14 protein-coding genes are annotated in these 13,899 nt (G+C 39.3%); 7 read left to right on the forward strand and 7 right to left on the reverse strand.

The annotated features are described in order from the left end of the window. The coding region (locus BP549_RS12235; RefSeq protein WP_292380997.1) for a B12-binding domain-containing protein at positions 1 to 215 on the reverse strand (215 nt) is incomplete at its 3' end. Positions 216 to 673: 458 nt separating this feature from the next. After that, entirely contained in the window at positions 674 to 1,099 is a 426-nt protein-coding gene (locus tag BP549_RS12240; protein ID WP_292380999.1) for a DUF2769 domain-containing protein, read from the reverse strand. A 143-nt stretch (positions 1,100 to 1,242) separates the two neighbouring features. Here BP549_RS12240 and BP549_RS12245 point away from each other — a divergent pair, with 143 nt between their 5' ends. Together BP549_RS12245 and BP549_RS12250 are read left to right on the forward strand one after the other, a co-directional pair. After that, positions 1,243 to 2,157 carry a PAS domain-containing protein gene (locus tag BP549_RS12245; protein ID WP_292381002.1) on the forward strand — a complete coding sequence of 305 codons (915 nt, stop codon included), beginning with the start codon at positions 1,243 to 1,245 and terminating at the stop codon, positions 2,155 to 2,157. A gap of 910 nt (positions 2,158 to 3,067) precedes the next feature. After that, entirely contained in the window at positions 3,068 to 3,382 is a 315-nt protein-coding gene (locus BP549_RS12250; protein ID WP_292373692.1) for a cupredoxin domain-containing protein, read from the forward strand. 393 nt (positions 3,383 to 3,775) lie between these two features. On the opposite strand, the gene galU is transcribed toward BP549_RS12250, so the two are convergent. Then, the gene (galU, locus tag BP549_RS12255) at positions 3,776 to 4,735 is read right to left on the reverse strand and encodes a UTP--glucose-1-phosphate uridylyltransferase GalU (protein ID WP_292381005.1); all 960 of its coding nucleotides are present in this window, start codon (positions 4,733 to 4,735) and stop codon (positions 3,776 to 3,778) included. Between the two features lie 287 nt (positions 4,736 to 5,022). Next, positions 5,023 to 5,160, reverse strand: coding sequence for a hypothetical protein (locus tag BP549_RS12260; RefSeq protein ID WP_292381007.1), 138 nt, complete (start codon positions 5,158 to 5,160; stop codon positions 5,023 to 5,025). Between the two features lie 344 nt (positions 5,161 to 5,504). Between BP549_RS12260 and BP549_RS12265 the strand changes: the two genes are divergently transcribed. The 3 genes from BP549_RS12265 to BP549_RS12275 all read left to right on the forward strand — a co-directional run bounded on the left by BP549_RS12265 (position 5,505) and on the right by BP549_RS12275 (position 8,031). Beyond that, positions 5,505 to 6,023 (forward strand): 4Fe-4S dicluster domain-containing protein, encoded by a 519-nt coding sequence (locus BP549_RS12265; protein ID WP_292373688.1) that lies wholly within the window; start codon positions 5,505 to 5,507, stop codon positions 6,021 to 6,023. Continuing rightward, positions 6,020 to 7,783: an aldehyde ferredoxin oxidoreductase family protein gene (locus tag BP549_RS12270; protein ID WP_292381010.1), complete on the forward strand. Its 1,764-nt coding sequence runs from the start codon at positions 6,020 to 6,022 to the stop codon at positions 7,781 to 7,783. Before BP549_RS12265 ends, BP549_RS12270 begins: the two co-directional genes overlap by 4 nt. A gap of 71 nt (positions 7,784 to 7,854) precedes the next feature. Further along, positions 7,855 to 8,031 carry an NUDIX domain-containing protein gene (locus BP549_RS12275; protein ID WP_292381013.1) on the forward strand — a complete coding sequence of 59 codons (177 nt, stop codon included), beginning with the start codon at positions 7,855 to 7,857 and terminating at the stop codon, positions 8,029 to 8,031. Between the two features lie 501 nt (positions 8,032 to 8,532). Here the strand turns inward: BP549_RS12275 and BP549_RS12280 are convergent. Beyond that, positions 8,533 to 10,122, reverse strand: coding sequence for an amidohydrolase (locus tag BP549_RS12280; protein WP_292381016.1), 1,590 nt, complete (start codon positions 10,120 to 10,122; stop codon positions 8,533 to 8,535). Between the two features lie 65 nt (positions 10,123 to 10,187). Further along, positions 10,188 to 11,123 carry a class I SAM-dependent methyltransferase gene (locus BP549_RS12285; RefSeq protein ID WP_292381018.1) on the reverse strand — a complete coding sequence of 312 codons (936 nt, stop codon included), beginning with the start codon at positions 11,121 to 11,123 and terminating at the stop codon, positions 10,188 to 10,190. Positions 11,124 to 11,315: 192 nt separating this feature from the next. Between BP549_RS12285 and BP549_RS12290 the strand changes: the two genes are divergently transcribed. Beyond that, complete coding sequence (locus BP549_RS12290) at positions 11,316 to 11,969, forward strand: TetR/AcrR family transcriptional regulator (protein ID WP_292381021.1); 654 nt, start codon at positions 11,316 to 11,318, stop codon at positions 11,967 to 11,969. Between the two features lie 152 nt (positions 11,970 to 12,121). On the opposite strand, the gene BP549_RS12295 is transcribed toward BP549_RS12290, so the two are convergent. Continuing rightward, a complete protein-coding gene (locus tag BP549_RS12295) occupies positions 12,122 to 12,751 on the reverse strand; it encodes a UPF0228 family protein (RefSeq protein ID WP_292373676.1) in 630 nt (209 codons plus the stop codon). A 287-nt stretch (positions 12,752 to 13,038) separates the two neighbouring features. Between BP549_RS12295 and BP549_RS12300 the strand changes: the two genes are divergently transcribed. Then, the gene (locus BP549_RS12300; protein ID WP_292381024.1) at positions 13,039 to 13,857 is read left to right on the forward strand and encodes a hypothetical protein; all 819 of its coding nucleotides are present in this window, start codon (positions 13,039 to 13,041) and stop codon (positions 13,855 to 13,857) included. Positions 13,858 to 13,899 lie beyond the last annotated feature (42 nt).

Genomic DNA, 13,899 nt, shown 5'->3' on the forward strand with positions numbered 1-13,899 from the left:
ATTGCATCGGCAGCCATCATAACATGTGGCAGGAACAGTTTCCCTCTCTCAAAAAGAATTCCTACCTGATTCATGCCTTCAGAAAGCCCTTTTTCTATAATTTCAGCCGGTTCCATTACTTCTTTTGCTTTCTCGACAGCAGCGAGCACTACATCTCTTTTACAGGAGATGACTGCATCAGAAAGCTCCTGAATAAGTTCTTCTTTAGTTGCCATTTTTTTATACCTCCATGAATACCAGAAGCTCCCTTCAGTGCCTGAAGAGAAAAAATGAATCTGGAATTCTAATCGGATATTATATAAATTCTGAATTATTTAGCCCAACCTGTATAGTATTTTCAAAAAAGGAGAGAAATTGAGTACTGCCTGTGCATTTGAATAGCCAGTGCATTCTGACTGTCCCAATGGACAGAGCTCAAGCCATAAGATTTTTTAATGATATTAAAAATTTCAATGCTATATTCTAAGGTTAAAATTTAAGACCTGATAGATAAAAGTCCCAATAAGAGAAATAGAATAATCTCAAATTGTACAATAAAAAGAGAGGCTCAGTTGCCTTAATATAAGTCCAAGAAAATCAAAGGTTATTCTGGTTTTGGTGGTCTCAAATTCGTTTACTTTGAACTCATTACTTTTAACTCATTACCTTGAATTTATTACTTTGAACTCATTACTTACATTTTTGATTCTTCCACTACGCAGAACCTGATATCCTCACGGTATTCAGGAGTTTTTCTAAAGTTCTTCAGGAAAAACTCAGGTTTTTCTTTTTCTTTGAGTAATTCCGGTTTTTCGGCTTTCAGGCAGAAGTATTCCCCCTCAATCCGGAATTTCCTGAAAAGCTCGCAGGTCTCACAGAGACATCCTTCTTTTTTTCCATGTCCAGAAGATTTACCCTTAGAGCAAAACATCCCTTCACCGCCGGAATAGGAAGGACAGTTTTTGCAAATGCAGGCTTTAAGGTGATGATATGAGTTGCAGATCCCAAAATATCTTCCATATTCTTCCCTGGTCTGCTGTATGATATCGAATTCTTTCTCCCCGGACTTTCTACTTATCCCGATATATTCTACATCTTCCGCTGCAAGCCTGGAACTCAAAACACTCCTCCTGTATGAAGAAAGACATGATTTATAAGATGTCAAAATATATTATGTATTGCTTAAGGATTTGAAAAGTGCATTTTAGCTGCGGCAGTTAAAGGATTTTTGGATCCGAAAGGGTTATTGGAGAGTTGGTAACTATGGGATTCAATCAAATAGCTGAAAGCGATGAAATTATTCTTGGTGAAGCACTGGAAAGGCAGCAAATTCTGGAAAGAGTAATCAATAACAGCCCTGTTATGGCTTTTCTCTGGACCCCAAACGAGAACTGGCCTGCTAAATACGTTTCGGAAAATGTAACCCAACTTGAGTACAGCGCAGAAGATTTCCTGACAGGAAGGATAATGTATGCAGACATAGTCCATTCTGAGGATATAGATAGGGTTAGAAAGGAACTTAGCCGGTGCTGCGAGGCTGGAAATGACAGCTTTATACAGAGGTACAGGGTTCTTACCGGGGGAGGAGAAGTCCGCTGGGTAGAAGAAAAAACCTTTATTCAGCGTGATGAAAAAGGAAATGTAGATAATTTTCAGGGAATAGTCAGGGACATTACGCAGGAAATTAAAAACGAAAAGGCACTGAGGAACGCTCTTCAAAGCCAGAAAGCCCTGATGGAAAAGCAAAAAGTTCTCTTAGAGAAACAGAAAGCACTCGAAACCGTAATCAACAATAGTCCGATGGTAGTATTCCTCTGGAAAGCTGAAAAGTACTGGCCCACCGTGTATGTGTCTGAGAATGTCAGGCAGTTTGGATACACTCCAGAGGATTTCATTTCTGGGAGAATCCTTTATGGGAAGATCATCCATCCAGAAGACCTCTTTCTTGTGGAACTTGAGCTTGAGGAAAACTGTGAAGAAGGAGGAAAGGAATTCAACCGCCAATACCGAATTCTTACGCAGGCTGCTGACGTCCGCTGGATTGACGAAAAAACCTTTATCCAGCGCAATGAAGAAGGAGAAGTTACTCATTTCCAGGGCATTATAGAGGATGTAACCCGACATGTAAAAAGAGCCGAGCCTATAGGTCGAAATCGGAAAGGTGAGAGGCAAAACTGACTGGAAGCCTTAAATTTAGACTGGGTATTAATTAACTTAAATTATTTCCGGAGTTGTCTCACAGATTAATTTAGTTGATATAATATCAAGGAAGGTAAAAGTAAATATATTGTTTAAATGTAATACTAATAAATACTATAACTATTTAAAAGTAATACTAATGAGTAGTTCAAATAATCACTATCCTATACTACCGTAATGGAAATTTAATATATTCATTTAGCTTTCATACTTTCTTAACAAATAACTATTTATGTTTGAGAATATTAAGAAGTGTTTGCAGGTTTTAATAGAACTGCAGGATCTGCAGCCTCTCCAAATGCCTGAGTGTAAGGACTGGAAACAAAGAATGCTGAGTAACACGGAAATATATAGAAAAAATATCAAAAAGGATATAAGAACAAATTGTTCCCCAAAAAGCTAAAGAGGGTTACACCCCGAAACCGGCTCGGTTACAAGGAGTTTGAAAGAGTAATCTAACTGTTTTCGGGGTCAAATTTCAAGAGCTTAGTCTTTTCTATATCCAACGAAATAAATAGAGAATAGAACTAGCAGACCAACTATCTTCTCTTTTTTACTCTGAATCCCCAACTTACAGGCTCTACCTTAATTGATCAAAGGTTCGAATCTCTTTTACTGCACCAAATTCAAGGAAATCGGTGATTATATTCACCAATCAAATTTTTAAATTTGGTTACTTTTGGATTATTATTTTGTGTCATTCTATGAACTTATACACTCTAGCTATAAGTAATAAGCTTAAGTTTTTCATGCGCGATTAAAGCTTGTTTTATAAATATTAGAGATACTATTATTATTTAGATTAAAAACTATTTACTCTTAAATCCAGCGATAAAAGTGCTCATAAAAATCGTTCGATTGGAACTTAAATTTATCTGGTGGGGAAAAAATGAGAACGGAGCTTATTGTTTTAATTATTTTATTTAGCATATTTTTGTCAATAGGGTGTACGAATAAAAACGAGACAGATTACGTTAAGATTCAGAATTCTCAATATTATCCAGATTCAATCACAATATCTTCCGGTGATACAGTAAGATGGACAAATCTTGATTCAACTAATCATACAGTCGTGGGGACTGATTTCTCATCCGGTAACATAACAAGTCAGGACTCATATGATCATACATTCACGAAAGAAGGAACTTATAGTTATCACTGTTCAATTGAGCCTTCCATGAAGGGCGTTGTCATAGTAAAATAAAGTCTCTACAGAGATTCAAAATTGTTAAACCGGCATTCATAAATTTCCTTTTTAAATAATTCACTCTAATTAGTAAAACTATTAAAAGAGTGCATTTAGCGTATAATTTTTTTCTGTAATGCAAAGATGGTAAAGTTATAGATCCGTCTTGACAGTGCCTGACCTGCCCGTATTTTCATTTGGAATTAAAATTTGACCACAAAAAATACAGAATAAGGGAACTTCTTAAATACTTCATGTCGAAGCTTTGTTTAAAAGCTCCCTAAAGATTCTCATAGAAATTATAAATATCGCGGCAAAAATATAATAATTATGTTATAATTTCAATATAATATTAACTTTAGGATAATGTCACCTCATTTTCTTTGAAGTTCTGTTTTTTTCTCTCAGTTCTTATTCTTCACCGAACTTCTCACTCTCTAAAGTTATGATATTGTCAACCGACGACTCTCTCATCATATTGGCTTCCCCCTGTTCCATCCCTTCTTCGGATTCAAAAATCTTCCTAAGGTATTCGAGTACATCGTCTCTGAGGTTTTCATTTTCAAGAGCAAAGTCCACTATTGATTTTACGTATCCTAATCTGTCGCCGGTATCGAACCTTTTTCCCTTGAACCTACAGGCATAGATCATCTGTGACTTACTAAGAACCCGGATACCATCAGTCAGCTGGATTTCGTTTCCAACTCCGGTTCCAGCTTCTTTTATACCGTCAAAAATTTCAGGGGTGAAAACATAGCGGCCTATTGCTCCAAGATTGGAAGGAGCATTTTCAGGTGACGGTTTTTCGACGATGTCCTCCATTTCATAGAGAGAATCATTGAGAGGTTTTCCCTTTATAATCCCATAGCTGCTCAATTTTTCATAAGGAACTTCTTCAACTGCAAGCGTGGACCTACCATATTTTTCGAAATTTTCAATGAGCTGGGCAGTGCAGGGCTTGTCATTCACAATAATATCGTCTCCGAGAAGAACAGCGAAAGGCTCGTCTCCAATATGGTTTTCTGCCCTGAGAACTGCATCTCCAAGACCATTGGGCTCTTTCTGGCGGATATAGTGAATATCAACAAGGGAAGAAACGTCCCTGACAAGCTTAAGAAGTTCAGTGTTGTGTTTTTTCGCAAGGTGCATCTCGAGTTCAGGAGAATCATCAAAATAGTCCTCAATTGCTCGCTTGCCCCTGCCTGTAATGATGATGATATCCTCAATTCCAGAGGCAATAGCTTCCTCCACGACGTAATGAATTACAGGCGTATCAATGATAGGAAGCATTTCTTTTGGCATTGACTTGGTAGCAGGCAGGAAACGGGTTCCAAGGCCAGCAGCTGGAATAAGTGCTTTTTTAACGGTCAAAATAAACTCTCCAAATAACTTAAAAATACAATGTTAAAGTTTTTAATTATATGAGATTTAAATTATACTTTACCCTATGATTAATTTTTCTCTACCGTGACATCAAAAAATCGAATATAACTCAATTATAATATAATCATCTTACTTTTCCTTAAGTTAGAAATATAAAAAACTAATATAATTATAAGTTAATATAATTTGCAAAAAAATCACGGGAAATTGTAAGAAAAAAGACTACAAACTTTGAAAAAGAAAAATGATATTCAAAAATTCCCTTGATGCAAGAATTATATGCATGCACTGAAGTTCAGACTATCGAGGTCAATATCCTTTTGAGCTTTAACGGCACACTCAACGCAAAGTTCTTGCCCTTTGATCGTTACTGAATTTTCAACTTCTTTTCTGCAACTTTCACATTTCCCCATTTATTTTCACCTTCAAATGGCTGTATAAGTTCACATGTAAAGAGACTACTTTACGGTATAATTAAATTCAGTGTAAGAAGTAATTTTGCCTTTGGAAGAAATATTAAAAGTAACTTTAGCGATAGAATCTCACAATATTATACAAAGAGGCATGAATAAATTATTAACAAAGATATGATTAATAATATAAGTAATAAACTATTATTTAGGAGATATTTTAACTGAGACTCTTAAAACCAAAATTAGCCGCAAGCTACAATCAGGATTTTGTACTGGACTACAATGCCAGAATATATAAATTGGAGATGCATACTTCCTAAAAACAGGAATATGAGGGGGAAATAATGGCAAAAAGATTAAAGGTCGCAAATCCAGCCCGCTGCATAGGCTGCTACTCCTGCATGATGGCCTGCGCAAGAACCTGGTATGATACCATATCTTTAAAAAACAGTCGAATTGATATCCAGACACGTGGCGGGATCGAAACTCCTTATTCTCAAATTGTCTGCCATGCCTGCATAGATCCTCCGTGTATGAGGGCCTGTCCGCTGGGCGCGCTTACCAAAAGGAAAGGAGGAGGAGTAAATCTCAATAAAGAAATCTGTGATGGTTGCGGAAACTGCATAGAAGCCTGCTTAATGGGAGCTATCCATCTGGATGCGGAGAAAAAAGCTGTAATCTGTAAGCACTGCGGCGTCTGCCCGAAGTTCTGTCCCCATGATGTTCTGGAAATGATTGAGGTTGAAGACAGCGGAGAAATAAAGATTACTGATACGGGTCCGGCTCCAGATACAAGCCCGGTTAGCTCGACGGCATCCCATAAAGACCTTTATGGAGAAGAAGAACATGGGGAGGAAAAATGACAACCGAGAAATATGCTATTGAGGGGCTTAAGAATGTACTATATATTGACCTAAACAGCCAGAGCTATTATGTTAAGGAAAGGCGAGACCTCTATGAGAAATATCTGGGAGGCGTGGGAGTTGCCACAAACCTCATGCTCGAAGAATATAAAGAAGGTACAGGCCCGCTTGATCCGGAAATGCCAATTATCCTCAGCACAGGGCCCCTCTCTGGTGTATATCCTACCTGCACCAAGGCTGTTGCACTGTTCCGCTCCCCTCTTAATGGAGAATTAGGAGAATCCTATGCAGGCGGCCATCTTGCCATGTCCATGCGCTATTCAGGGTACGAGACTATTGTTATTAAAGGAGCCTCACGATACCCTGTGTATGTTGCAATCCACGACGACAAAGTTACCTTCAGGGACGCATCTTCCATATGGCATCTCTCTTCAGCAATTGATGTGGGAAAAATCCTGCGAGAAATCGAGCCAGGTGCAGGCAGACGCAGTATAATTCGAATTGGACCTGCAGGAGAACGAGGGATCACATATGCCGATGTCAATGTCGATACCTATCGCCATTTCGGACGCCTCGGGCTTGGAACGGTTTTTGGGGCAAAGAAACTTAAAGCTGTTGTTATTTCCGGAAACAAGGAGCTAAAAAGCCCTGAACACAAAGCCTATCGAAAGACTGTTAGCATGCTCTATGACATCATTGTGAAAACAGGACTTACTGAAAAATACCATAACCTGGGCACAAGCGAAAATATTCTGGTTTTAAACGAACTCAAAGGCTTGCCTACACGGAATCTACAGGCAGCCTCTTTTGAAGGAGCTGAAACGATTTCAGGAGAGCTTTTTGCCGAAAAGTATCTTCTCAGGCGGGTTTCCTGTGCGGGCTGCCCAATTGGGTGTATCCATGTAGCCATGTTAAAACGTGCCTTCTCAAAAGCGCATGAATATGAGGCTCTGAATATTTCCTATGATTTTGAATTAATCTATGCTCTCGGTTCGAATCTTGGCGTAGCTGATCCCGAGGCCGTGCTCGAACTGATTGACGCCTGCGAAAAAGCCGGAGTTGATATAATCAGCATGGGAGTTGTACTCGCCTGGGCCACGGAAATGCAGCAGCGCGGGGAAATTTCCACTAAAGAGAATCTTGGGCTTAAACTTTCCTGGGGAGATAAAGCTGCATATCTTAGAGCAATAGACCTTGTAGTCCAGGCGCCAAATGAGTTTTACTCAGCCCTTGGAAAAGGGGTGGAATATGCCTCAAAGAAGTACGGAGGAGAGGATTTCGCAATTCAACTTGGAGGGCTGGAAATTCCGGGTTATCACACAGGGCTTGGAAACGTGCTTGGACTCACGGTAGGTGCCAGGCACTCTCATCTCGACAGTGCAGCTTATTCCGCAGATCAGAAAGCATTTAATCAGCCAATCTCGGATGAGCAAATTGTTGATTATATAATCGAGGAAGAAGACCGACGCAATGTCCTGAACTGTATGGTTTCCTGCCTTTTTGCCAGAAATGTCTACACATACGAAAATATAATTCTGGCCCTTAAAGCTCTGGGAATAGAAAGAACCGAAGAGGAATTGAAAGCACTAGGAAAGGATATTTTCAGGAAAAAGTATGCATTGAAAAAGAAATTCGGCTTCAAGTTCGAAGACCTTAAAATCCCAAAAAGATTTTTTGAAACCCCCTCTACTACAGGGATGATCGAGGAAAAAAGGGTCAAGCAGGCAATGGAAATATACAGAGAAAAAAGGGGGATTTGAGTTAAGAGATCTCTTGAAGGCAGATTAGATCCTTTCTACATTTACTGAAATCCTGCTCGTATCAAGAATACTTGTCTACTCCCAATGCTACCTCTATTCCCAAAGGTAATGAAAAAACTCTGTATACCGCAAAAAGAGAATTAAAAGAAGAAACAGGTTTTGAGGTTGATGGCGAGTTTATTGATCTGGGAGAGTTGAACAGTCCGGATACAAGATGGTGCATGTATAGGCTCTTGAAAAAGACCTAGATGTAACCAATGTTGTGAGTAATACGTTTACGCTCGTGAGTTCTTGCGAATCAAAGATTTATTACAATGGGATCGCGGAGGGGCACAAATACCCTGACTTTTATACAAGGGATGAAGTGAACCCTTGCTGGCTTTTTGTTTTCGACTTTAATATCTAAATCGTCACTTCTTTGTAAAATGATCGAAAATCTGGCAAAGATTTAATGGCAGAGTTTCAATAACTTAGAACAAAGAAACCTTGTTAAAGAACACTATAAATCATTTCCGAGTAACCAGGAGAGAGGCCCGAAGCATACTCCATCCTTTTGAAGTTGTCCGACAATTCAATTTCAGGGCAAAAGCACGTGAAAAATAAGGCATATAAAGCCTTTAAAGAGAAAAAGACGAATTTTGGATATTACCGATAGTAATTGTCGGACAGCCTCTTTTGGGTGGGATGGCTGCCCGCAATTTTATTTTTCTTTATATTCATAACTTTTAGAGTTCTGAGCCGGATTTACCCTATCGTGTATATACTCGCTTACCTGCTGCCCAGGTTTCAGCAACAACGGGAGGGTTTTTTGGGTCGAGGTTGCCCTCGAGGATTACGAGGTCCGCAACCATGCCTTTTTTCAGCATACCTCGCTCTTTTTCTTGTCCACCAGCATAAGCGCCACCTGCGGTATACATCCAGAGCCACTGCTCAAAAGGAAGCACCTGATCTGGAAAGATGACATTGCCTGCTCCATCGCTCATAGTTGATCCCATCACAGAGCCCTGAATCGGGTCACGAGCGTCCATAAATCCTCCAGGATTATCACTGCTGGAAGCCACAATCACTCCTCCTTTAACAAGGTCACCATAAGCATACCACTTTCCATCATCTAACACAACCTGTTTTGTATTTTGAGCCCTGGAAAGAAACTGAGGCTGGATACACGCACATCCTCCCATGCCAGCAAGGCGTTTTATCTGTAATGAGTTTATGAGAGTTACATGTTCCAAGCGTGGGCGCATTTCAAATCCTGCTGGAGCCCGAATAGCAGCATTTTCAAAGGCTTTAAGTACAGCATCTGTTGTAGCGTTCCCAAAAGAATGGACACATACCTGGAATCCCTTTTCAATTGATGAAAAGAGCATTTCCTCAAAATCATCACGGTATTTACCGCTGTTTATAGTCTGCCCTCCAATTTTGAGAGAAAAGGCTACTGTTTCTGCTGTTGCGCCGTCAGCGAATAACTTGACTGGGCCCACACGCAGCCTTTCATCTCCCATTCCAGTGACCTGTCCTTGAAGCCGATGGTTTAGCTGATTATCAAGAAGAGTTCCTCCATGCGGCATCATTAGCACCGAGACCGGAAGCCGTCCTTCGTCGTGGAGTTTTTTATATGCCGCCTCAGCATCCGGTGTGACTCCCGGATCGTGGACAGCGGTGATGCCAAATTGGAAAAGCTCTTTAGCACGTGCCTCGATAAGGTCTGCAAGTGTGTCGATATCAGTTTCCATCACCAGTTTGAACACAGGAATCTGAGCAGATTCAACAAGTACTCCCGTTGGTGTTACGTCACTTTCCCGGAGAATAATCCCACAGCGTGGGTCAGGAGTCGCTCTGTTGATCCCCAGAAGTTCAAGTGCTTGGGTATTTACTACACTTTGATGGAATGTAGTCTGGATGAGAAGAACCGGCCTTTCAGAACTGACTTCATCCAGATCTTTTTTAGTCAGATCGACTCCTCCCATTCTGGCATCGAACCAGCCAAAACCGACAACCCATCCTTTTCCCGGTTCTTTTCGAGCCTGTCTTTTAATAGCCTCCAGTATAGCTTCCTTTTCCGTTAGGCCTATTAGGTTCGCCCAGGTAGGGAGAAAGCAACCAAATGAAGAAAGGTGATTATGAGAGTCAATGAAAGCAGGAAGTAAAACACGGTCTTTCAGGTCGTGAATTTCTGCATCTGGAAACGATTTCAGGATACTTGTGTCACCAACTGCAGCGATTTGACCTTCCCTGACAACTATGGCATCCGCATATTTTTGTTCCGGGTCCATAGTGAGTATCCGACCACCTTTGAATGCGATAGTTAAATTATTTTTTGCGTTAACAGTGTTATTCATAATTTCTCTCCTAAAAATCTCATTTTTTATTGTTTACGAGTCCCTGGCAACAGCTAGATCAGATCTTATTTCACTATTGCATGGGCGAAATTAGACAGGCAACACACTGGTCGACTTTCATTGATCCCCTTGAAGTAGATTTTTTTGTAATCCTCACTGGTCACGTTACAAATCCTGGAAAAACCGTGCTGAGAGATAAATGACTCTAACATTCCGTCCTTGACGCCGAATTTATAAGGCTCTCCCTTTTGTGCCATATCTTTTGTAGCATTCTTTATCTCATTCTGATTGCATGCGGTACACTGCACACCGCATATTCCATTCGTTCTGTATATGCTGGATTCGTATACGTAGTCGAAGATTATGGCACTTCCAGTTTCCGAGTTTTTTGAGATGAAATATAGCATCTCATCAACGGCTTTCGGTGGAAGGTAGTAAATGAGCCCTTCGATGATAAAAACGGTCTTCTGCGACTTTTTATATCCATGTTCCAGCAGCCGCTGGCCAAAATCTTCGGTCTCGAAATCAACTGAAACATACTCTACGTGGTCCGGAAGCGAACCAAAGATATCTTTGATTTTTTCAATTTTGACGCTTTGAGTTTCTGGGTGATCTATCTCAAAAACCTTTACATTACCCCTGAGACCTTCGATTCTGTATGCCCTGGTATCATATCCGGCGCCTAAAATGATCAGTTGCTCAAGACCTTCGTTTATTAATTTCTTTACAAAATCATCAAAATACCTTACTCTTGCTGAAAGTGAATTGTGCACTCCAGGGAACGGAGTTTTAGAAGGGTCATGGGCCGCCATTTCCATAAACACCAAATATTGCGGGCTAAGAAAGCGGGAGGCATAAGGGTCATAGCAGATGCGTTCACCTTCTGGCTTGAGCGATTCAAGAGCTCTAACGAATGCCACATTTTCTGCTGTAATGCTTGACCCTTTTTTCTTCTCAGCAGTCTCAAAAGTCTTATTTCTTGTATTGTCCATTTTTTTCATAACTTTCATCCCCGTGAATTTACTTCTATGTCTCTTGATCCTGATATCTCACCTATTTTGAAGTTTTTCATCCTAGTTTACCGGTTAATAGTATGAGTAATACTTGATAGTAAATAAAGTTACTCATTGGTAACTTTAGTTTTCCATCGGTAAATTATATATGAGTTGATACTAAAGTTTGAAGCGGTGATTATGTTGTCAAGGATGCTTCCTGAGTACAGGGAAGAGGCAAAAAAGAGGATTGTTGAAGCAGGGCTAGAGGTAATGTATGAGAAAGGATACTGTAGCACTACAATGGAAGAGATTGCTCGCCGCCTTAATGTCAGCAAACCCGCCCTATACCGCTATTTTAAAAATAAAGATGAACTGGTCATAGAAAGTGCAAATTACCTGCAAACACAGTATCGTGAGATAAAAACAACCCGAAACCCTGACATATGCCCGGTTGGCGAATGGATAGGAATTTTCGATCAACTAATGTCACCTGACAAAAAAATACACGCACTATACTTTGAGATTCTCGGGATGACAGTACACAAACCTGAAGTCCAGAAAAAGTCGGTCGAAGGGATGAAGAATGGTATTGACCAGCCAGCTCATGAAATCGCAGAACAGCAACAGAAAGGCCTTATTCCTGCCGATGCCGATCCGCGTACCCTTGCAGCCGCCATCGTGTCGCTATTCAACGGAATGCGGGTTCTTATTCTTCTTGGTGTTGCCTGGGAAGAGGTACGTTCTCGATGGATAGAAATACTCCAAAATTTGTTCGAAATTAAAAAAGGACAGGCAGAATGCCCTAAGAATTGTAAAAGATTTAGAGATTGTAATCCTTCACAAAAAATATGAATATAATCTTCTCTAGAAGAATTTCAATTATTCCTTCTAGAGTCCTAAGTTTAAGAGGCTCTCCTGATATGCCATTCAGATTGAAATTATAGAGCCAGAATGCTTGAAAGGGGATTGAGGGTATATCTGCAATAATTAGTTGCAATGTATTTTTATCCTTCAATATAGTCAGGGCTTACAGTCAAAATCTTTTCATTCATTTCAAGCTCGTTTTTTATTCTGGTTGCATCTTTTTCCGGGATCCAATTCTCTGGTTTATTCCAATTCTGAGACCCATCTCCAAAAAGAACATAACACACCACGGACTTTTCCACCTGAAGATTATATTTTTCCATTACCTTCAGAAAAGTTTCATCTTTAAGACCTTCTTCGGATACAATGAGATAAGAACAATTTTCCTTTTCGATTTCAGGGAATCTGGGTTCAGGGATTTCAGGATTTATAGGATCATTCCAATTCTTCTCTTTTCTCAAGTCATCTTTTTTATCGTCATCTACTTTTACGTAGTATATATTTCCCATATAATCAACGTTATACTCCAGGATACAGCTTCGGGTCATGTTACAGTTTTCAAGTATAGCTTTAACTTCCGGCTCAGTGGTTCCATCTTCAAATTCTATAAATAAACCGCCGGCTCGCACTCCTTGAACTGGCTTTTCCGTATCAATTGACATTTCAGAGTCAACGTGTGTTGGAGTAAATAATACCAATGGTATTAAGAGAATAAGAAAAGCAATGAAAACAGCGACAAACAATATTTTATAAATAGATCTATTCATCATTGGAAATCACCGCAAAAAATTGAGGGATTTTACATTCTCATATGAGAGTACTTTGATAAGTTCACTAAACTCCATAAACTCTTTTTTGTTAACTCCTTATAAGTTTTCTCTCCATAGTATCAAACAATCATAGATATGAAAATAATTATGGCTTGAAAAGTACGAAAAACACTGAGTTTTGATAATTTGCCCGGAAAAAACCTATAACTATTTATTTGGAGGTCATTAAAATATGTTAAAGGTATTAAATCAAACCTGATTTTTAACCCGTTAGCTGAGGCAGCAGAATGAGAAATATTACTAAATATGGAATTTTTTTATTTGGGGTTCTTTCTTTACTGACATTAAGTGTTTTAGTACTGTCCAATCCTTCAAATGAGAATACTGAACTTGAAAACAGTAGCAATGAACCTATTGATTTTGGCATATGTATAGACTTTATACCATACACCCATGAGGAGTTAAAAGACAACTCCGATACTATTGTAATGGGTACAGTTAAAGAAAAACTTCCACCCAGATGGAATACGGCAGATGGAAAAAAACCGAACAAATTACTTAATAAAATTGAATATCCTGACGACATCATTTATACTGACATCGTTATAAGTGTTGATGAATACCTGAAAAACCCGTTATCGTCTAGAGAGCTTATTGTAAGAGTCACCGGTGGGACGGTTGGAGATTTTAGCATGACTACAGATGCTGATCCACTATTCAATACTAGCGAAAAAGTTTTGCTCTATTTGAGTAAAGATGAAAGCTCCAGTACCGGGAATATTGGTCCTGAACACTTCATAGTTACAGATTTTTACCGTGGTAAATATACATTAACAGAGGATGGAAAAGCTATAACCCCTGATGAAACTGTTACTCTGGAAGAATTGTTGAATGCAATTAATCAAACCAATAATAACACAAATGAAACCGAAGCATCAGATAATAAAGAAACAGCAAATAAAGAAACAGCAAATGTAGAAACAGCAGATAAGCAAGAAGAATTTGGTTCTACTATTGAATCAAACAAAATCCCTTTCACAAGCTTCTTCTGGCTGCTTTTAGCATTGCTTGGGGCAGTTTCAATTGTAAGACGCAGGCAGCAATAAGCTATTTATAATTTATTAAATAGCTGTTCAGCCTTATTTTTA

The organism is Methanosarcina sp. UBA289 (genome assembly GCA_002496565.1).
Lineage (GTDB): Archaea > Halobacteriota > Methanosarcinia > Methanosarcinales > Methanosarcinaceae > Methanosarcina.